Genomic DNA, 20,506 nt, shown 5'->3' with positions numbered 1-20,506 from the left:
TGGTCAGAGGAACCGTCCCGTCCCCGCCGACCTCGAAAGGAGGCGCGTGAGCGCCGCCCCCGCCACCTCTGGCACCCCTGCCACCGGTGCACAGGCCGTCGGCCGTCCCCTGGCCCTCGTCCTGTGCCTGCTGACGGTCTTCGGTCCCATCTCCATGGACCTGTATCTGCCCGTCCTGCCCGCGCTCACCGGCGAGCTGGCCGCGGCGACCTCCACGGCCCAACTGACCGTCACAGCCTGCCTGTTCGGGCTCGCGCTGGGCCAGGTCGTGGCCGGGCCGCTGTCGGACCGGTTCGGCCGTAGGCGCCCGCTACTGATCGGCGTGATCGCCTACGTCCTCACCTCGGCGCTCTGCGCGATCAGCCCGACCGTGGAGACGTTGATCGCCGCACGCTTCGTGCAGGGGCTGGCCGGGGCCGTGGGCATCGTGATCGCGCAGGCCGCGGGACGTGATCTCTATTCGGGCAAGCGGCTGGTGCGGTACTACGGGCGCCTCACCGTGATCGCCGGGCTCGCCGCGATCGTCGGGCCGGTGTTCGGCGGTCAGCTGGCCTCCGTCACCGACTGGCGCGGGATCTTCCTGTTCCTCGCGGCCGTCGGAGTGGCGATTCTCGTCGCTGTCCTGCTGGTCTTCCGGGAGACGCTGCCGCGGCAGAACCGCGTCGCCGGCGAGCTCAAGCACACCGGCCGTGCCTACCGAAGGCTGCTGTCCGACCGTGTGTTTCTCGGCGCCGTGGCCGTCATCGGCTTCCTGAACGCCGCGATCTTCGCCTACCTCAGCGGCGCAACGTACGTACTGCAGGGCATTTACGGGCTCTCCCCGCAGGGCTATTCGTTCGCGTTCGGACTGAACTCCCTCGGCTTCATGGCGTTCGGCTTCGCCGCCGGCCGCCTGTCGGAGCGGTGGTCGGAACGGGGAACGTTGGTGACGGGGCTCGGCATGTGCCTGGCCGGGTCCGGCGGGCTGTTCGTCACCGCGCTCCTGCAGCTGCCACTGCCCGCCATGGTCGTCTCGCTGTTCCTGATGGTGAGCGGGGTGGCCACCGCGACTCCGCCGGCCACGTCGCTCGCCCTGGCGCACTACCCGGACATCGCGGGTACGGCGTCGTCCCTCCTGGGGCTCGCCCAGTTCGCTTTCGGCGGCCTGGTCGCCCCGCTCGCGGGCATCGGCGGCCCCGACACCGCAGTACCACTGGGAGTCGTCACGCTCGTCTCCGCCGCGCTCGCCACAGCCGTCTACGTGTCACTGATCCGCCGTTCCGCGGACGTGCTCCCTCGCCAAGTAGATGAGCGTCCCGGGGAGTTGACTCGAGAACCCGCGCCGACTCCCTAATGAGTCCCCCCATACCCGTCACAGCGACCGAAAGGAGGCATCCCATGCGTAGCAAAGCACCCTGGTTCCTGTGCGTTCTGGGCGTCCTCCTGGTCGCCCTGCAGTTCATCTGCGCGCTGCTGCCCAGCACCTCCGGGCATGTCACGCTCGGCATCACCTCGGCTGCGCCCGCATCGTCCTCGAACGTGGTCGTGGTAGGAGACGGAGGGCACGACGCCCAATACGAGGAAGCGTTCGTCGCCTCCTGCCCCGACGAGGACACCGACGAGGAGCCGACCGCTTGGCCGGGGAACCGCGACCGCTACCGGCCTGCCACCGAGCCCCCGACGAAGTCCTCGACCGGTTGCGTCGGAATGCATGACTTCAGGGTCGCCTCCCATGGCGGCCTGACGGGCTCTCAGGTCGAATGGGGACCGACCACCACCCCATCCCTCACATCACTTCAGGTGTTCCGCTGCTGAGCCGCTCCGCGGGCCGGCGACGCCACCCTCTGACCTCACCTCGCTTGAATCGACTGCTGAGTCGACCCGGGGAATGTGGCCGCGCCCGCCTCCGCGCTGTGCTCAACACACCGACGCGTCGTCCACGACGCGCCAGGAGGAACTACAGAACATGCAACCGTTCATCGATTACGCCCGCTCCTTCGGCAGCCAGTACGCGGAGCGCTCCACGGAGCTCGCCCCGCTGGCCGAGGGCCAGTCTCCGCAGGTCCTGTTCATCACCTGCTCCGATTCGAGGGTGGTGCCCGCCCTGATCACCGGCGCCCGCCCTGGCGATCTGTTCGAACTGCGTACTGCGGGCAACATCGTCCCGCCCTACGCCTCACAGCAGCCCACGGGTGAGGCGGCAACCATCGAATACGCGGTGGAAGTGCCGGGGTCGAGGACATCGTCGTGTGCGGCCACTCGCACTGCGGGGCCGTCGGTGCACTCGTCCGGGGCGACGACCTGACCGCCGTGCCCGCAGTACGCGATTGGCTGTCCCACGCGGCCGACCTACCCGCCGGTGCGGTCGAGGATCCGACCGTCGCCGAGGGCGTGCAGAGCCATGTGCTGGCGCAGTTGCTGCGGCTGCGCTCGTACCCGTGCGTTGAACAGCGCCTGAACGACGGCCGGCTGAGCCTGCACGGCTGGTTCTACGAGGTGCACACCGGCACCGTCCTGACGCACGACCTGCACTCCGACGCCTTCCGGGCACTGTGAGGTCATCGTGGACATCTCGTCGAAGTTGCCTCACCTGCGGCAGGACTTTGCCGCCTCCCTCGTCGTCTTTCTGGTCGCCCTGCCCCTGTGTGTGGGTGTCGCCGTGGCGTCGGGTGTTCCTGCCGAGCTGGGCCTGATCACCGGCATCGTGGGCGGTCTCGTCACGGGTGTACTGCGTGGCAGCAGCCTCCAGGTCTCAGGTCCGGCGGCCGGGTTGACCGTGCTGGTCTTCGAAGCCGTACGGGAATTCGGCCTGCCCGGGCTCGGCGTGATCGTGCTGGCCGCCGGGCTGCTCCAACTCGCCATGGGGGCACTGAGGTGGGGACGCTGGTTCCGCGCCATCTCCGTCTCCGTGGTCGAGGGCATGCTCGCCGGCATCGGGCTCGTGATCATCGCGGGTCAGCTCTACGCGGCAGCCGGCATGGACGCACCGGCCTCCGGCCTCGGCAAGCTGGCCGGGCTGCCGGGGGCGCTGGCCGACGCCGCCGGGAGTACCCAGGCCCTCGCCTCGCTCGCGATCGGTGCCGGAACCATCGCTGTCATGACGCTCTGGAAGCGCATGCCGAAGCGCGTTCCGGCCGTGCCGGGCGCGCTCGCCGCGGTCGTCCTCGCCACGCTCGCTTCCCTGGCCTTCAGCCTGCCGGTCGCGACGGTCGAGGTGCAGGGCCTTGTCGGCGCCATCCAGGTGCCCGGGCTCGACGCCTTCGGTGAGCTAGCGAGCGTAAGCGTCCTGGGTACGGTCTTGGCCTTCACCCTGATCGCCTCCGCGGAGAGCCTGTTCAGTGCGGCGGCCGTTGACCGGCTGCACGACGGCCCGAAGACCGACTACGACAAGGAGCTGATGGCTCAAGGCGCGGGCAACGTGGTGTGCGGCGGGCTCGGGGCGCTGCCGATGACCGCGGTGATCGTACGCAGCGCCACCAACGTCCAGGCAGGGGCGAAGACCAAGGCATCCCGAGTCCTGCACGGCGTGTGGCTGCTGCTCTTCGCTGCGCTGCTGCCGTCCACTCTGGCACTGATCCCGCTGCCCACCCTCGCCGGCATCCTCATCCACGCCGGCTGGAAGCTGATTCCCCTGCGCGATCGCGACGCTGTGGCGCGAGCACCGCGGGGAGGCGCTCATCCTGGTCGTCACGGCGGTTTCCATCGTCGCGGTGAACATGTTCGAGGGCGTCCTGATCGGCTTGGCTCTGTCCGTGGTCAAGGCGGCTTGGGATGCCTCGAACGTCAGGATCGAGGTCATCGACAAGGGCTCAGGCCCCATCCATGCCTATCTGACGGGCAACGCGAGCTTCCTGCGGCTGCCGAAGATGCTCGACCGTCTGGAGTCGCTGCCCCAGGGCAGGCCCATCGGCCTGGACCTGTCCGGCCTGTCCCACCTGGACCACGCGTGCCGGGCGGCCCTCGAGGACTGGGCAGCGCGGCACGCCGGCCCCGGGACAGAGCCGGTCGAGATGACCGAACCCCTGGAGGTGAAGTCCGCAGTCGGCTGAACCACCCGTGCGCCGGCGGTCCTCGTGCCCCGGGCCTGTGGCCGAGACATCGAGTCTCTCGGCCACAGGCCCGCGGGCCGTGGAACCGCTCTGGTCCAGCTGTGGAGTATTTGCGGATTGCTCATGGTCCCTGCCGGATGTCGTCCCGAGGGGCGGATTTCTGGAACGCCCGCTGGGAATTCCGTACGTCCGTACGCAGTTCCTTCGGCCTTCCCGTCCTTTCTGGATTCGAGTGGCATACCTCACGTGTCGGAACCGATGTGGCTTTCTTGGCGTTCTCTCGATTACCGGTCTCTTCGAAATCCGGATGAGAAAGGTTCTTCGATGGCAATGCTCGACTTCACCATCTTGCTGACGGTGGTCCTCTTCGCTGCTTCGGGCTGGCGACGTGGGTTCGCGGCTTCTCTGGTCGCATTTGTGTTCACTGCGGCGGGCGCCCTGCTCGGCCTCGCCCTACTGCCCTGGATTCTCGGCGAAGTAGGGGACTCCGCAACATCGGTGGCCGTTGTCGCCCTCGTGACCGTCCTGCTTCCGGCGGCTCTCGGCGCGGCCTTGGCCCACCGGCCCGGGCTGTGGCTGCGCGGCCGCTTCCTCGCCCGCGGGCCACTGCGCTGCGCCGACGGCGCGGGCGGCGCGCTCGTTGGAGCGGCCGCTCTGATCGGCGTCGTCTGGATCGCGGGCAACGCCGCTCTCGGTTCCCCATATGCCTCCTCCGAGCTCCAGGACCGGATACGCGAGTTGGCCACGATGAACGTCCTGGCCGACCGTCTGCCCGCGCAGACCTCCACCTGGATGGGCCACGCCTCAGGAGCCCTCACCGACGCGGGCTTCCCGCAGGTCCTCAACCCGTTCCAGAACGAGCCCGCCACCGGTGTGCCCGAGCCCTCCGGTGACACGGTCACCGCCGACGTCGCCCGTGCCGCCGAGCAGAGCACGGTGAAGGTGACCGGCTCGATAGAAGGCACCATGAGCACTTCCGAAGGCAGCGGCTTCGTCTTCGGCGACGGACTGGTGATGACCAACGCTCACGTCGTCGCCGGTGTCGACAGCCCGTACGTGCAGGTCGCAGGTGTCGGGCAGCGGCTCGCGGCCAGCGTGGTCAGCTACCACCCGGCGGCCGATGCGGCAGTGCTTCGGGTGCCTGGCCTCAACGCGCCTGAACTCTCGTTCGCCGATACCGGTGCTGCGCGCGGCACTGCCGCCGTGGTCGCCGGCTATCCCGAGAACGGGGGCCTCGACTTGCGGGCGGCCACCGTGGCCACCCGGATGCACGCCACCGGCCTGGACATCCGCGGTGAATCACCCGTGACCCGGGACGTCTACCAAGTCCGTTCCACCATCCGCCCCGGTAACTCGGGCGGTCCGCTCCTCGGCACCGACGGACAGGTCTACGGCATGGTCTTCGCCCGCTCCGCCGGCGACGGGGACACCGGCTATGCGCTCACGGCCGACCAGCTGCGAGACATCGCCGTAGACGGAGCGGCTGCCACGGAGCCCGTCGACACAGGCACAAGGCCGGCAGAGTAGGAGAGAATTCCGAGAGGGAAATTCCCCACCTGAACCAAGAAAAGATGGCGTGACGGTGCTGCTCTCTCGGCACGGTCGACGCCGTGAAGAATTCTGGAAAATCGTCCTGATATTCAGTGCCGTTCCCCATCGGGCTAAATGAAGCGAGCCCCCCTGCTCGCCCGCCATGAAATTCAAGGAGACCCTTACTGTGGCACGCAGTATCGCAACGAACACTCGCGTCGACCTCGACGAATTGCTGGACTTCGTTCGGCCCAGGCACCGCGCGATCCTGCTCACCAGGCGTTCCGACGGAAGTCCGCAGGGCTCCCCGCTCACGTGCGGGCTAGACGATTCTGGTCGCATCGTCGTTTCCTCCTACCCCGAGCGGGCGAAGACCCGTAACGCCAAGCGTGACCCCCGAGTCAGCGTCATCGTGCTCAGCGACGACTTCAACGGCCCTTGGGTGCAGGTCGACGGCTCGGCCGAGGTGCTCGATGTGCCGGACTCGGTGGAACCGCTCGTGGAGTACTTCCGCAACATCTCCGGTGAACACCCCGACTGGGACGAGTACCGCGCGGCGATGCTCAAGCAGGGCAAGTCGATCATCCGCATCACGCCGGAGCGGTGGGGTCCGGTCGCTACGGGTGGCTTCCCGGCTCGGCTGGCGGAGGACTGAACACCGTGACACGCATCTCGGGCCTCATGCTCGTTCGCGCCCTGACCGCCGTGGGCGTCATCGTCACCATGAAGCTCGCTGTCTGCGCCGGGTCTCCCTGACCTCCGCTGCCTGCTCGACGGTGCTCCTTCCCGCCATCGCCCACTTCCCGCGTCACCTCGATCTCTCACACCGGACGAAACAACCCTGTGAATCGACATCCCGAATCCGAGTCCGAACCCAACTCCCGTACCGTGGCTGCCACGAGCAAGAGAACGGACCGCGCGGCCCGCCGACCGCGCAGCGTGCTCCTCGCGGGCGCCGCCCTGGCCGGTGCGCTCGGCATCACCGCAGTCGCCGTCACCGTCGGCGGTGACGGCGGCGCTGTCGGTATGCGCGGACCCGGCCAGGTCAGCGACAACAGACCCGGCGTGGTGGACACGGCGGCCGCCGAGTGGATCGCTGCCTCGTCCGCCAACTACCGCACGGCCGACCGCCCCGATGACTATTCCGTCGACCGCATCGTCGTCCACGTCACCCAGTCGCGGTTCATCGACGCCACCCGTGCCTTCCGCAACCCCGCACACCAGGCCGCCGCTCACTACGTGGTCCGTGCCTCCGACGGCCATATAGCTCAGACCGTCCGCGAGGCCGATGTCGCGTATCACGCGGGCAACAGGGAGTGGAATGAACGCAGCATCGGTATCGAGCACGAGGGGTATGTCGACGACCCGCAGCGCTGGTTCACCGACACCGCCTACGAGGCTTCGGCACGACTGGCCGCCGATATCGCAGACCGCCACGACATTCCCATCGACCGCGAGCACATCGTCGGCCACAACGAAGTCCCCGGCGCGGACCACACCGACCCCGGCCGACACTGGGACTGGGACCGCTATCTGCAGCTGGTCCGCGCTGCACAGGGCGGCCGCACCACGGCCTGAACAGCGCCCCTTCGCGTACGGCGTCGTCGTCGGCGGCGACCGTACGGGAGGGCTGGGCGCATGAGAGCGTTGTACGGATACCCACTCGCCGCTGGCCCCGGCGGCGAGTGGGCCCACGCCGGGCACCGGGGAGAAGGCCCGAAAACGAAGCTGCCGGCCCCGCCGGTCCGTCCGCACGGGCAGGACCTCCGAGGCCGGCAGGAGCAGCGAGGCTCCGCTCAGCGTGCCGTGAAGCCCCCATCGACGGGAAGCGCCACTCCGGTGACGTAACTGGCGGCATCGCTGCACAGCCACAGCACCGCGGCCGCGATCTCCTCCGGATCGCCGAGCCGGGCCATCGGTGTCACAGAGAGCGTGGCGTCCACGTCGAGCTCGCCCGCGGCGCTCATGCGGTCGACCATCGGCGTGGCGATCGTGCCGGGGCAGACTGCGTTCACGCGTACTCCGAGCGGTGCGTACTCGAGGGCGACGCTCTTGGTCTGGCCGAGTACCCCGTGCTTGGTCGCGTGGTACGACGCGCGTTCGCTGCCGCCGACAAGTCCGCCGAGTGATGAGCAGTTCACGATCGCGCCGGAGCCCTGTCGGCGCATCTGCGCCAGCTCGTGCTTCATCGACGCCCAGACACCGCGGAGGTTCACCGCGACGACCGAGTCGAAGGCTTGAGCGGACTCCTCCGCGGCGCCGGCGGGCGGGATCATGATTCCGGCGTTGTTGAAGGCCATGTCGAGGCGGCCGAACGCCTCGACCGTCGCGGCGACGGCATCCGCGACCTGCTGTTCGTTCGCCACGTCACACTCGATCGCCAGTGCGCGGAGGCCCTTGCTCGTCAGCTCGTCGGCGAATCGGACCACGGCGTCACGGTTGACGTCCGCGAGCGCGACCGCGGCTCCTGCTTCGGCGAAGGCTCGGGCCGTAGCCGCGCCCATACCTGCGCTGGCGCCCGTGATGAACGCGACCTGACCCGTGAAGTCGCACTGCACCATGGAGAGTTGCTGTCCTTCGTTCGTGATGGCCTGAAGGGGAGACAGGCGCGCCACCGTCGCAGCCGGTGGCGCGCCTGTGTCATGAGCACAGTGGCCACAAGGTCGCAGAGGTCACAGACCGACCGTCTGCCCGCCGTCGACGACCATCGCGTGCCCGGTGGTGAACGCACCCAGGTCCGAGCACAGCCACAGCACCGCGGAAGCGATCTCCTCTGGGCGCCCCATGCGCCCGACCGGCTCCTGGGCGATCACGCGTGCGCGGCCTTCCGGCGTGCCGCCCGAGAAGCGGCTCATCATCGGGGTCTCGATGATGCCAGGGCAGATCGCGTTGATCCGGATCCTGTCCGCGGCGTAGTCCAGTGCCGCGGACTTCGTCAGGCCGATGACCGCGTGCTTGGCCGCCGCGTAGGCGGCCTGGCCACGGAAACCGATCACACCCGCGCCCGAGGAGGTGTTGACAATGGCGCCGCCGCCGGACCTCAGCATCAGCGGAATCTGCTGCTTCATGCACAGGAATACGCTGCGCAGGTCGACGTCGAGGAGGCGGTCGAACTCGGCTTCTTCGATGTCCGCGAGGGGCGCGGGCGGTTGCTCGACGCCGGCGTTGTTGAAGGCGATGTCGAGTCGGCCGAATTCCTCGATCGTCTGTTCCAGGGCGGCTGCGATGTCCGCGGAGCGTGTGGCGTCGCACTTCAGCGTCAGGGCCCGTCCGCCATGCTCGGTGACCTGCCGTGCTGTCTCCGTGTTGCCCTCCGCGTCGATGCCGGTGACGACCACGTTGGCGCCCTCCTTGGCGAACGCGACGGCCGTTGCGCGGCCGATGCCGCTACTGGCACCGGAGATGAACACGACCTTGCGTTCGAACTGCCGTGCAGTCACGTTCTGTCACTTCGCTTTCTCGATCGGGTGGTTGAACTGGCTCCCTGCCACCGGGTGCCCGCTGCTCGGCGCGGCGCCGGTGGCAGTGGTCGGTGCAGCGGTCGGTCAGGGCTTGAGAAGGGTCTTGACGGCGCGGCGTTCGTCCATCGCCTGGTAGCCCTCGGCGACCTGGTCCAGCGGCAGGGTGAGGTCGAAGACCTTGCCGGGATCGATGCGGCCGGTCAGGACGCGGTCGATCAGGTCGGGCAGGTAGCGGCGTACGGGGGCGGGTCCGCCGCGCAGGCCGACGTGCGAGAAGAACAGCTCCTGGCCGTCGACCGCCACCTCGTGCGGGACGCCGACGAAACCGACGTTCCCGCCGGGCCGGGCCGAGCGCAGCGCCTGCTGCATGGCCTGCGCGGTGCCGACGCACTCCAGGACCGAGTCCGCGCCGATCCCGCCGGTCAGCTCGTTGATACGGGCCACGCCCTCCTCGCCGCGTTCGGTGACGATGTCCGTGGCGCCGAACTCCAGGGCGAGCTTCTGCCGGGGCTCGTGCCGCGACATGGCGATGATCCGCTCTGCGCCGAACTCCTTCGCAGCAATGACACCACACAGCCCGACCGCGCCGTCACCGACGACCACGGCCGTTGAACCCGGCTTGACCTCGGCGGCTTCGGCGGCCCACCAGCCCGTGCCCATCACGTCGGACACGGCGAGCAGGCCGGGCAGGAACTCATCGGCCGGGTGCCCGTCGGTGGCGACGAGGGTGCCGTGGGCGTTGGGGATTCGAACGTACTCGGCCTGGCAGGTGGACATGAACTCGCGGTGCAGACAGCTGGACTGGTAGCCGTTGCGGCAGTTGGCGCAGGTGTTGTCCGAGGTGGCGAAGGAACCGACGACGAACTGCCCCGGCTTGACGTTGGTGACCTCGCTGCCGACCTCCTCGACGACGCCGACGTACTCGTGCCCCATCGGGTGTGGGGCCCCGATCGGCTCCAGGCCGCGGTACGGCCACAGGTCTGAGCCGCACACACACGTGACCGTGGTGCGGATGATCGCGTCGGTCGGCGTCAGGATTCTCGGGTCCTCGAGGGTCTCGAAGCGGACGTCGCCGGGGGCGTGGATCACTGCTCCGCGCATGCGGGGTTTCCTTACGTGCTGAAGCGGGCCGCACATGCTGACGCCGCTGGTGCCTTCGTCGTACTCGATCGGCCCCCGCGGTCCGTGACGCCGTAACGCCCGTCCCGGGAGATGCCAACTCTTCCAGGTAACCGTGATTCCGCGTGGGCAGCGAGTTACCAGCAGGGGGTGTACTGCCAGGGCCCCCCTCCCGCCGCGTGTGCTACGTACGGTCGACACGTGGTGCGCGCACTCGCCTCGTGGATCGCTGAACGGGATCTCGTCCCCTCGGACCGGTCCACAGCAGTACGGCTGAGGGGTGGCCGAGCTGCGGGCCTCCGTGAGGCCGACAGCTCGGGGGCCCGTTCCTCCGCCTACGGCAGGTGGATCCGCGCCCGCACATCGCCCAGACCGCGTGCGACGAGCAGCTCACCGGCGCCGAGCGGCCTCCACGCCCGACCGTCCTCGTCCCAGCAGCGGAGAAGACGGCTGTCGCAGGCGACCTCGACCTTCGCCGTCGCTCCGGGCTCCACGAGAACGCCCGTGTAGCCGACGAGGCGTACCGGGTGGGCCGCGTCGACCGGCTGGAAGTACACCTGAACGGTCTCGCGCGACGTACGCGACCCGGTATTGGCGAGCTCGACCTGGACGACCGGGGCACGGCCGCCCGAGACCAAGGTGGCGCCGACGTAGTCCCACGAGCCGTAGCCGAGGCCCTGCCCGAACCAGAACAGCGGCTCGGGTGCGGTACTGGCGTGGTGGCCGCGATACCCGATCGAGGGACCTTCGGTGTAGCGGACGGCGAGGTCCTCGCCCGGGGTGACGGCCCACGCGGGGGTCTGACCGTCGGCGCGGGGATAGCTCGTGACGAGGCGGCCGGTGGGCTCGGCCCGGCCCGTGAGAACGTCGGCGACCGCATCGCCCGCCTCCTGCCCCGGCAGCCCCGCGACGAGCACGGCGTCGACGTCGTCGAGCCACGGCATGAGGATCGGCGTCGCAGCGTTGACCACCACGACCGTGTGCTCGGCGGCAGCAGCCACGCGGCGCACCAGCTCGTCCTGCCGGCCGGGCAGGGCAAGGGTGGACTTGTCGACGGCCTCGGTCTCGTCCTCCTCGGTAAGGCCCACGACGACCACCGCCGTGTCGGCCGCCCGCGCCGCACGTTCCGCGTCAGCCAGCGCCTCGTCGTCGGTGGTGGTCCGCTGCTCGGCCACGAGGGCGACGGACCCGAAGGAGCCCGTGGCGAGCAGATGGCTCTCCTCCGCGATGTCCAGGGCCGGGTTCGCCGCGAACATCGCCGCCCAGTCGACACCGGCGATGTCGAGCCGTGCCGTGACGAGCGCATGGGCGGGAAGGTTGAAGGCCGCCACGCAGGAGGGCGGGCGCAGCATCGCCTCGGCGGGGTCGTACCCGGTGATGGGCAGCTCGTGGCGCTGGACGGCACCGGTCTCGGCCGACACGGTCCAGGTTCCGGCCGCGATCCCGCCGAGCCGTACAGGTCCTTCCTGGTTGTTCAGCCGCGCGGTGAACGTCACGGCGGCGGGTTCCTCGGTGAAGTCGTCGTCCCAGCCGATGGTGATCGTGGTGCCGTCCTCGTGCCGGCTGAGGAGCTCGGAGCCGTCGGCGGCGAGGTAGGTGACGCGCACCCCGGGTTCCCCGGTGACCGGGTCGCTGACGAACGTGGGATCGGCGGGCACCGGCCGTGTGCGCACGTCCACACCGTCCACGACGGTCAGACGGTCGCCCAGCCGGGCCGTGAGCGCGTCGGCGATGCTGGTGAGGTGAGGTGGGTTGACCTGTGCGGAGCCGCCGCCCATCCCCTGCGTCTCGTACGCGTGCCGCCCGAAGAGCGCGAGCGCGTCCGGGGCATCCAGTGGGAGGACATTCTCGTTGTTCTTGACCAGGACCATGCCCCGGGTCGCGATCCGGCGCAGTTGTTCGCGGCGCAGGTCCGAGTCGGGTGCGGGCCAGGGCCCCTCGCCAGCCGTGACCGCGTTCAGGGCGCCGGTGCGCTCGGCGAGGAGAAGCAGGCGCGCGAGGTGTTCGTCGACCGTTGCCTCGGGCACCTCGCCCCGGCGGACGGCGGCGACGAGCAGGTCGCCCCAGGGGCCGTCAGGTCCGGGCATGACGAGATCCAGGCCGCCGTTCGCGGAAGCGACGGTGCGCTTGACGGCGAACCAGTCGCTCATGATGAGCCCGTCCCAGCCCCACTCGCGCTTGACGATGTCCTGCTGGATCTCGCGGTGCTCGGTGGCGGTGACGCCGTTGATGTCGTTGTACGCCGCCATCATCGACCAGGCCCCGGCGTCCTCCGCCGCCATCTCGAACGGCAGCAGATACACCTCGCGGAGCGTCCGCTCCGTGACCCGGGAGTCGACGAAGTTGCGCAGTGTCTCCGACTCGTTCGCGACGAGATGCTTGAGACAGGCGGCCGTCCCCCGCGCCTGCATCCCGGACACGTACGCGGAAGCGGTACGGCCGGTCAGATACGGATCCTCGGAGTACGCCTCGAAGAGACGGCCACCCAGGGGCGAACGGTGCAGGTTGACGGTCGGCCCCAGGACGACATGGATGTCCTGGCGGCGCGCCTCGTCGGAGAGCATCTCGCCCACCTCCCGGGCGATGTCGTCGTCCCAGGAGCCGGAGATCAACGTCGCGTTGGGGAAGAGCGCCACTGGCTCGCCGCCGGCGAACTTCAGTCCCCGTACGCCCGTGGGGCCGTCGGAGAATGCCATGGGTGCCAGTCCGATGGAGTCGGCGCCGGGGAGGGTGAAGGCCGTCTCCCCGGTGAGCAGGCGGACCTTCTCCTCCAGTGAGAGGCGGGCGATCAGCGGCAGCTGCCGTACGAGCGAGTCGGGGAGGACGGTCTCATCGGTGTCGTCCGTGGTGATCGTCGAGTCATTGAAAGGGGCGTTCATCGAGGCGTTCTTTCAGGCGTGGAGTGTTCGGGGCGCAGTGCAGCCGCCGACGGCGGGGGAGGGCGTTCTCCGCTCACCGCACCTTCTTGATCGGGAGGATGGCGCAGGCGCCGGCCAGAGCTGCCAGTGCGGCCGTGGTGAGCAGCAGGTCGTAGTTCGGGGCCCCGGCGGTGGTCGCTACGGTGAGCAGGCCCGCGCCGATGAACGGGGCGAACGAGGAGGGCAGCGCGTTGGCGATGTTGAAGACGCCGAGGTCCTTCCCGCGATCCTCCGGGTTCGGGAGGATCTGCAGGACCAGGGCGAGGTCGATGGCCATGTAGATGCCGTAGCCGACGCCGATGAGCGCCTCCACCAGGTAGAACTGCTCGACCGTGTCGATGTGCAGCAGCAGGTACGTGCCGATCGCGAAGATCGCGCTTGATGCGAACACGAACACCTTGCGCCGCCCGAGGCGGTCCGACAGCCAGCCCGCAGCGAAGCCGCTGATGATCAGGGAGATCGTGTACCACAGCACGCCCTGGGAGACGATGCCCGGCACGTCGGCCCTGGGAACGTCGAGCCGGTTCATCACGTAGGGGAACCGGAAGGTGACGAACAGCATGTTGGCGGTGATCACGAAGAGCCGCGACAGCCAGGCGAAGCCGAAGTCGGGGTGCTTGATGGGGTTGACCCAGAAGGTGCGGAGCAGCACGCCGAGACGGAACGGCTCCGGTTCCCCGTGCCGCTGCACCTTGTCCGGCAGCACCAGTGCGTACATCACGATCGCCAGGGCACCGACAAGGGCAGGCGCCATGAACATGGCGAGCGTGTTCGTCGACAGCAGCGAAGAGATCCACGTCGCGAGGAAGATCGCGATGTTCTGCATGATGCCGAGCACTGCGGAGACCCGGGCGTACTGCTTCTCCGGCAGCTGATCGGCCAGCGTCGCGGTGAACGGGCCGTACGCCGCGTTCGCGCCGAACTGGGCGACGAACCAGGCGGCCGCGAGCATCCAGACGTTCGAGGCCACGGCGATCAGGAAGAACGCCACTACCATGATCGCGACACCGCTGATCATGTACGGGCGGCGCATCCCGAAGCGCGAGCGTGACCGGTCCGAGAGGCGACCGAAGATCGAGTTGCCGAGGAAGGCGCCGATCGCGCCGTACCCGAGCACGTTCCCCACGATGGTGGTGAGCTCCGTGTCGCTCTGCGCCAGCTCACCTGCCTTGACCGACATGCCGATCATGATCGGTGCGAACAGGGCGATGAACAGGCCCAGTTGACCGAAGGCCAACGCGGAGATGAAGAGGACGCGCTTCGGCTGCGGCGACTCTCCTGGGAGCTGCGCGGCCGGTTGGGAGGACGCCTCGACCGTGGGCGGGTCCTCGGGGGCCTTGCTCGTCGAAGTAGTGGACATCATTGTCTCCGGGGTCCGGTGGCGACCGCAGCGGCTGTGACCAGGCGCCGGCGGCGGGGAAGCGGCGAAGAGAAGGGGGAGAGAAGAGCGGGATCGCGGGCGAAGAAGGTGGATGCCTCGCGGAGGCGGTAGCAGGCCGCTGACATGCAGATGACCACGTCGGGAATTCCACGGGGAGTCCCTGGGGAGGGGGGTACCGCGAGGGTCTCCTTCGGAGCCGTTTGCGCGGGCTATCGTGGAAAGCGTGGATAACCGTGCAGAGGTCCGCGAGTTCCTCACTTCCAGACGTGCCAGAGTCTCGCCCGAAGACGTCGGACTGCCGGCCGGAACGAACCGGCGGGTCAGCGGCCTGCGGCGCAGCGAGGTCGCCGCGCTCGCCGGGGTGAGTGTGGAGTACTACACCCGCCTGGAGCGCGGCGCAATCAGCGGAGCGTCCCCGGAAGTGCTCGACGCGCTTGCCAAGGCGCTGCGCCTGGACGACGCCGAGCGAGCCCATCTCTTCGACCTCGCGCACGCCGCGAGCCCGGTCGCCAGGCCGCCGCGACGGCGCAGTGCAAAGGGCTGGACCCCGCACGAGAGCCTGCAATGGGCGCTGGACGCCGTCATCGCAGGGCCTGCGTTTGTACGTAATGGCCGTATGGATCTCCTCGCGGTGAACCAGCTCGCGCGGGCGTTCTACATGGAGCTGTACGACATGCCCGACCAGCCGCCGAACATCGCCCGGCATGTCTTCCTGGACGACCGGGCGCGCGAGTTCTACCCGGACTGGGACGCTTTCGCGGAGGTCACGATCTCCATCCTGCGGGCCGAGGCCGGCCGGGATCCGCACAACAAAGAGCTGCATGATCTGATCGGCGAGCTCGGCACACGCAGCGAGGAGTTCCGCCGTCGCTGGGGTGCGCACAACGTCCGCCACCACGGCACCGGCTTCAAGACCTTCCGGCACCCTGTCGTGGGCGAGATGACACTGGCATTCGAGGGCCTGGAAATGGCCGCCGAGCCCGGCCTGACCCTGACGATCTACAGCGCGGAGCCGGGCTCTGCGTCCGAGGAGCGGTTGCGCCTGCTCTCCTCCTGGGCTGCGGGCGAGTTCGAGACGGCGTCGCCGGAGCAGCGGCACCGTACGTAGCGCTGAACAACACGAAGGAGGGGCGGGACCGCCATAGCGGCCCCGCCCCTCTTCCGTGTCGCTGGCGGTTCGGTGCGCTCAGCGACGGTCGCGGGCGAAGAGGACCGTGAGCGGGAGGAAGTAGAGGGCGGCGATGGCCGTGCCGACCATGACGGGGCCGGTCGCGCCGAGTGCGGATTCAAGGGCGAAACCGGCGATCCACGAGCCCACCGCCGTGCCGAAGTTGAACGCGGAGGTGCTGAGCGCGGACGCGAGTGTGGGTGCCTGGTCGGCGTAGCCGACGGCCTTGCCGATGAGGATCGGGTTGGTGGCCATCCCGAACAGGCCGAGCAGTGCCACGAGGATGACGGTCACGATGGCGTTGTGGGAGAACAGCGCCAGCGCGCCGAGCACCAGGAACGTCATCGCGGCACAGGTGAACAGAACTCGGTACGGCCGGTGGGCACCGAGGTGTCCGCCGAGGTAGGAGCCGATCAGCGCACCGACCCCGTAGGCGACCAGGACGAGCGGCACCGCGGAGGTGGGCAGGCCGGTGTTGGTGACCAGGAGCGGCGAGATAAAGCTGTACGCGGCCAGCGAGGAGCCGCAGACGATGGCGCAGCAGGCCAGGGCGAGCCAGACGCGGCCGTCCCGCAGACTGGCCAGCTCGGCGCGCACGGAGGGCAGCGGGCTGGATGTCGGGTCCGGGGCCACCTGGCGGTAGACCACGAGGGCGCCGAGCGTGGCCAGGGCGGCGAGCGCCCAGAACGGGCCGCGCCAGCCGACGATCTGCCCGGCGAAGGCTCCGAGCGGGACACCGAGCACGTTGGCGAGCATCCCGCCGCCCAGCACGATGCCCAGCGCGCGAGAGCTCGCCGCAGGTCCCGCGGCCTTGGCGGCCACAACAGCTGCGACAGCCCAGAAGGCGCCCGTCGCCAAGGCGGTGAGGAAGCGGGCGCCGAGGATCAGTGCATAGTTCGAGGTCAGCGCGACGATGACGTGGCCAACGGTGAAGACGAGCAGCGAGAGGCTGAGTGTCAGGCGCCTGGCGAATTTGAGGGTGAGGATGGCCATCAACGGGGTGCCGACGATCATGCCGATTGCAAACACGGTGATCACCAAGCCCGCACTCGCCATGGAGATGTCCAGGTCGTGGGCGATCTCCGGAAGGATGCCCGCGACGACGAACTCTGTCGTTCCCATGAGGAAGGTGCCTGCGGCCAGCACGTAGATCACCAGCGGCAGGCGTGTTCGGGGAATCGTGGGTGTGGTCTGACTCGGGCTTATGACGGTCGTCATGGCGGGGGGAGAAAAACTTTCTGATCAGCGAAGCGGAAGGAGAGGCCGGGAACGTCCGTGGCGACGGCGGCCGTCTGCTTGTACAGGACATCAGTCTTTCTGTGACGAAGGGAGTCCCGGTCGAGGGGGGTACTGAGAGGGACTCCCGGCGTGAGAGATCGCTGCCTAGCGTGGGAGACCTGAGTGGACTGTGGCCGCCCCTGGTCGCCCCCGACCCACGCAAGAGAGCCATGCACTGCAGCCCTGCCGCTGGCCAGGAGGGATGTCATGACGACGATCGCCATCATTGGTGCTGGTCCGGGACTCGGTGCCGCCGTGGCCCGACGTTTCGGCCGCGAAGGATTCTCTGTCGCGCTGATCTCGCGCACCAAGGAGAACGTCGAGCGGCTCGCCGCCGGCCTCTCCGCCGAGGGCATCGAGGCGCGCGGCTATGCGGCCGACGTACAGGACCGGGCCGGCCTCGGTGCTGCGCTCGCAGCGGCCACCGAGGATCTCGGCCCGATCGACGTGCTGCAGTACAGCCCGGTCCCGCGCCGGGACTTCCTGCGTCCCGTCCTGGAGACGGCGGCCGACGACCTCGCCGCTGCCGCCGAGTTCTCCATCCTCGGACCGGCCACCGCGGTGCGGCAGGTGCTGCCAGGCATGACGGAGCAGGGACGCGGCACGATCCTGCTGGTCAACGGGGCGAGTGCGGCGCGTCCCAACGGTAACGTGGCGGGAACCTCGGTCGCCTTCGCCGGCGAGTCCGCGTACGGGCAGATGCTGCATGACGCCCTTGCCGAGCGGAACATCCACGTCGGACAGCTGATCATCCCTGGCGCCATCGGGGGCGGCGATCCGCTCTATGCCCCCGAAGCGTTGGCGGACCGGCTGTGGGCGATCCACGCCGAGCGAGGACCGTTCCGTACGACCGTCGGCGCTGGAACGGACTGACACCGTGCGGTCACCGGCGCATCGACCAGTAACAGGCTGTCCGCGGTCTTTGACGACGGGGGACACTCCCTCGAGGGGCGTCCGCCCCCGGAGGCGGGCAGCCCGACTGTTCGGTGTCAGGCGGCGGTTCGGGCTTCTCTTCGGTGCCCTCGTCGTGACCGTCTCGGTGACCTCGTGTGTAAGCGGTACCGAGGGCGGACCGCCATCCTCGTCGAGTCGAAGTGCCTCGGCAGAGCCCGGAGTTGAGAAACCTCGAGTGGTCGCCGAGGGACTCCAAGCGCCGTGGTCGATCGCGTTCCACGGCGATGTCCCGCTGGTCAGCGAGCGCGACTCGGGCAGAGTCCTGGAGCTGGGCCGCGACGGCGACAGCCGCGAGGTCGGCACGATCGCCGGGGCCCGGGCCATGGGCGAAGGCGGACTCCTGGGGCTCGCCGTGCGCGACGACCACCTCTACGCGTACTTCACCGCCATCGACGAGAACCGCATTGAGCGGTACGCAATCGAAGGCCGGGCGGGATCACTGCGCCTGGGGCCGCCCGAGGAGATCCTCGGAGGGATTCCCGCGGCGAGCTACCACAACGGCGGACGCATCGCCTTCGGCCCGGACGGAATGCTGTACGCGACCGCTGGTGACGCCGGCGACGGAGACCGCGCCCAGGACCGGCGCGCACTCTCTGGGAAGATCCTCCGCATGACCCCCGAAGGCCGGGTACCGGACGACAACCCCTTCCGTGCGTCCCTGACCTGGAGCTACGGCCACCGCAACCCGCAGGGCATCGCCTGGGCCGACGACGGCACCATGTACGCCTCGGAGTTCGGGCAGGACACCTGGGACGAACTCAACGTCATCGAGCCGGGCGGCAACTACGGCTGGCCCAGGGTCGAAGGCATCGCGGGGGAGGACGAGTTCATCGACCCCGTGCAGCAGTGGGCTCCCGCGAACGCCAGCCCCAGCGGCATCGCCGTCGTCGGAGACGCCCTGTACGTGGCGAACCTGCGCGGGGAGCGGCTTCGGGAGGTTCCGCTGTCGGACCCGGGGACATCGACCGAGCTCCTCGCCGGCCGGCACGGGCGGCTCCGGGACGTCGTGCCCGCGCCGGACGGCTCGCTCTGGGTGCTCACCAACAACACCGACGGCCGGGGAGACCCCGGCCCCGACGACGACCGTGTCCTCGGCATCCGCGTCGACGACTGACACGGCAAGCTCACCGATGCCGCAGCACGGCATCCGTTTCACGTCAGGAACTCATGTCACGCGGAGATGCCTATATCACCACGTCCGCCACGGGGCCGCTTGTACCCGGGACGGTCGAACGGCGCCCGGTCGGCCCGAAGGACGTGCTCATCGACATCTCCTGGGCGGGCATCTGCCACTCCGACATCCATACCGTCCGGGGGGCGAGGTCCCGTACCCGCTCACGGTCGGTCACGAGATCGCCGGGGTCGTTACCCAGGTCGGCTCCGAGGTCACCCGGCACAAGCTCGGTGACCGGGTCGGGGTGGGCTGCATGGTCGACTCGTGCCGGGAGTGCACCAACTGCCGAGCCGGATACGAGCAGTACTGCCTGAACGGGTTCACCGACACGTACAACGGCGTCGACCGCGACGGCAGTGTCACACAGGGCGGGTACTCCACCCACGTCGTCGTCGACGAGCGCTTCGTGCTGCGTATCCCTGAGGCGATCCCCTTCGAGAAGGCCGCGCCGCTGCTGTGCGCCGGAATCACCGCCTACTCGCCGCTGCGCCGCTGGAACGCCGGACCAGGCAAGAAGGTCGCCGTCATGGGGCTCGGCGGACTCGGCCACATGGCCGTCCGGCTCGCCCACGCGCTCGGCGCGGAGGTCACCGTCCTGTCACGCAGCATGAACAAGAAGGACGACGCGCTGCGCCTCGGCGCGGATCACTACTACGCGACGAGTGACCCGGCCACGTTCGAGAACCTGGCGAACACTTTCGACCTCATCGTCAACACCGTCAGCGCCCCGCTCGACCTGGACAGCTACCTCAGGCTGCTGGCCTTCCGCGGAACGATCGTCAGCGTGGGAGCGCCGCCGGAGCCGGTCCCGGTGACGCTGTTCACCCTCTTCGAGAACGGGCGCTCCTTCGCCGGCTCGAAGATCGGGGCATCGCCGAGACCCAGGAGATGCTCGACTTCTGCGCGGAGCACGGCATCGCACCGGACGTCGAGATCATCCGCGCCGACCAGGTCAACGAGGCATGGGACCGGGTCCTCGCCTCGGATGTGCGATATCGGTTCGTGGTCGACAACTCGACGTTGGCGAGCTGAAGGCGGTCAGCTGAATCGGCAGGCTTCGCCGTCCTGTTCGACACATTGCCCCGTCCCTCCAGCAGCAGTCGGAGGGACGGGGGCAATACGGTGGTCCAGGCACGGGGCGGGATCGCCAAGGGCCTCAGTGGACCGGCCAGTGGTTGTCGGTAGGGAACCGGGCAGCACCAGCTACAGCCAGCTCCCCTGGAATGCCGACCTCGCGGACCTCGCAGTCCTGCTGCCGGGGCGGAATAGGTGACACGCGGCCCCCGTCGGGGCGTCCTTGGTGGACAGCTTGTGGGGCAGGTCCCCGACCTCCTCTTCGTGGTTGAGGTCGCGCACGGGACGCGGGATCAGGGGACGTTGTGGCCGGCGGCCTGGATGAGCCCGTACCACTCGCTGCGGGAGAGCGGGATGTCCGAGCCGGCGGCGGCGTCGGTGACGCGCTGGGGCTGGGTGGTGCCGAGCACGACCTGGATGC

General features: G+C 69.1%; 14 protein-coding genes and 3 pseudogenes. 11 read left to right on the top strand and 6 right to left on the bottom strand.

Annotation, left to right across the window (positions count from 1 at the left end; genetic code table 11):
- The first annotated feature begins 46 nt into the window (after positions 1-46).
- From IG84_RS0110010 to IG84_RS0109975, 7 genes and pseudogenes are all read left to right on the top strand, one after another.
- Positions 47-1,333 carry a multidrug effflux MFS transporter gene (locus tag IG84_RS0110010; protein WP_078648729.1) on the top strand — a complete coding sequence of 429 codons (1,287 nt, stop codon included), beginning with the start codon at positions 47-49 and terminating at the stop codon, positions 1,331-1,333.
- Positions 1,334-1,377: 44 nt separating this feature from the next.
- The gene (locus IG84_RS0110005; protein ID WP_031054036.1) at positions 1,378-1,794 is read left to right on the top strand and encodes a hypothetical protein; all 417 of its coding nucleotides are present in this window, start codon (positions 1,378-1,380) and stop codon (positions 1,792-1,794) included.
- Between the two features lie 151 nt (positions 1,795-1,945).
- A pseudogene (locus IG84_RS37835) lies at positions 1,946-2,535 on the top strand (carbonic anhydrase).
- Positions 2,536-2,548: 13 nt separating this feature from the next.
- Positions 2,549-4,028, top strand: a pseudogene (locus tag IG84_RS37830) (SulP family inorganic anion transporter).
- 324 nt (positions 4,029-4,352) lie between these two features.
- Entirely contained in the window at positions 4,353-5,555 is a 1,203-nt protein-coding gene (locus IG84_RS0109990) for a MarP family serine protease (RefSeq protein ID WP_031054035.1), read from the top strand.
- A 190-nt stretch (positions 5,556-5,745) separates the two neighbouring features.
- The gene (locus tag IG84_RS0109985) at positions 5,746-6,213 is read left to right on the top strand and encodes a PPOX class F420-dependent oxidoreductase (RefSeq protein ID WP_031054034.1); all 468 of its coding nucleotides are present in this window, start codon (positions 5,746-5,748) and stop codon (positions 6,211-6,213) included.
- 233 nt (positions 6,214-6,446) lie between these two features.
- Positions 6,447-7,136 carry an N-acetylmuramoyl-L-alanine amidase gene (locus IG84_RS0109975; RefSeq protein ID WP_031054032.1) on the top strand — a complete coding sequence of 230 codons (690 nt, stop codon included), beginning with the start codon at positions 6,447-6,449 and terminating at the stop codon, positions 7,134-7,136.
- Positions 7,137-7,354: 218 nt separating this feature from the next.
- Here the strand turns inward: IG84_RS0109975 and IG84_RS0109970 are convergent, their stop codons facing one another.
- The 5 genes from IG84_RS0109970 to IG84_RS0109950 form a co-directional block, all read right to left on the bottom strand.
- Positions 7,355-8,119, bottom strand: coding sequence for an SDR family NAD(P)-dependent oxidoreductase (locus tag IG84_RS0109970; RefSeq protein ID WP_031054029.1), 765 nt, complete (start codon positions 8,117-8,119; stop codon positions 7,355-7,357).
- A gap of 111 nt (positions 8,120-8,230) precedes the next feature.
- Complete coding sequence (locus IG84_RS0109965) at positions 8,231-8,998, bottom strand: SDR family oxidoreductase (RefSeq protein ID WP_031054028.1); 768 nt, start codon at positions 8,996-8,998, stop codon at positions 8,231-8,233.
- Positions 8,999-9,103: 105 nt separating this feature from the next.
- Positions 9,104-10,120 (bottom strand): zinc-dependent alcohol dehydrogenase family protein, encoded by a 1,017-nt coding sequence (locus tag IG84_RS0109960; protein ID WP_031054027.1) that lies wholly within the window; start codon positions 10,118-10,120, stop codon positions 9,104-9,106.
- Between the two features lie 353 nt (positions 10,121-10,473).
- Positions 10,474-13,017, bottom strand: a complete 2,544-nt coding sequence (locus IG84_RS0109955; protein ID WP_078648728.1) for a beta-glucosidase family protein — start codon at positions 13,015-13,017, stop codon at positions 10,474-10,476.
- 73 nt (positions 13,018-13,090) lie between these two features.
- Complete coding sequence (locus tag IG84_RS0109950) at positions 13,091-14,416, bottom strand: MFS transporter (RefSeq protein WP_031054022.1); 1,326 nt, start codon at positions 14,414-14,416, stop codon at positions 13,091-13,093.
- 244 nt (positions 14,417-14,660) lie between these two features.
- Between IG84_RS0109950 and IG84_RS0109945 the strand changes: the two genes are divergently transcribed.
- The gene (locus IG84_RS0109945) at positions 14,661-15,545 is read left to right on the top strand and encodes a helix-turn-helix transcriptional regulator (RefSeq protein ID WP_031054020.1); all 885 of its coding nucleotides are present in this window, start codon (positions 14,661-14,663) and stop codon (positions 15,543-15,545) included.
- Positions 15,546-15,623: 78 nt separating this feature from the next.
- On the opposite strand, the gene IG84_RS0109940 is transcribed toward IG84_RS0109945, so the two are convergent.
- Positions 15,624-16,823 carry an MFS transporter gene (locus IG84_RS0109940; protein WP_031054019.1) on the bottom strand — a complete coding sequence of 400 codons (1,200 nt, stop codon included), beginning with the start codon at positions 16,821-16,823 and terminating at the stop codon, positions 15,624-15,626.
- Between the two features lie 267 nt (positions 16,824-17,090).
- Here IG84_RS0109940 and IG84_RS0109935 point away from each other — a divergent pair, with 267 nt between their 5' ends.
- From IG84_RS0109935 to IG84_RS37825, 3 genes and pseudogenes are all read left to right on the top strand, one after another.
- Complete coding sequence (locus IG84_RS0109935) at positions 17,091-17,756, top strand: SDR family NAD(P)-dependent oxidoreductase (RefSeq protein WP_031054014.1); 666 nt, start codon at positions 17,091-17,093, stop codon at positions 17,754-17,756.
- A 256-nt stretch (positions 17,757-18,012) separates the two neighbouring features.
- Positions 18,013-18,951, top strand: a complete 939-nt coding sequence (locus IG84_RS0109930; protein ID WP_245659295.1) for a PQQ-dependent sugar dehydrogenase — start codon at positions 18,013-18,015, stop codon at positions 18,949-18,951.
- 53 nt (positions 18,952-19,004) lie between these two features.
- Positions 19,005-20,043 (top strand): annotated as a pseudogene (locus IG84_RS37825) (NAD(P)-dependent alcohol dehydrogenase).
- Positions 20,044-20,506: the final 463 nt, after the last annotated feature.

Origin of the sequence: Streptomyces ochraceiscleroticus (assembly GCF_000720485.1) — a bacterium.
Classification (GTDB): domain Bacteria; phylum Actinomycetota; class Actinomycetes; order Streptomycetales; family Streptomycetaceae; genus Streptomyces; species Streptomyces ochraceiscleroticus.
This window is presented reverse-complemented; position numbering and strand designations above follow the sequence as displayed.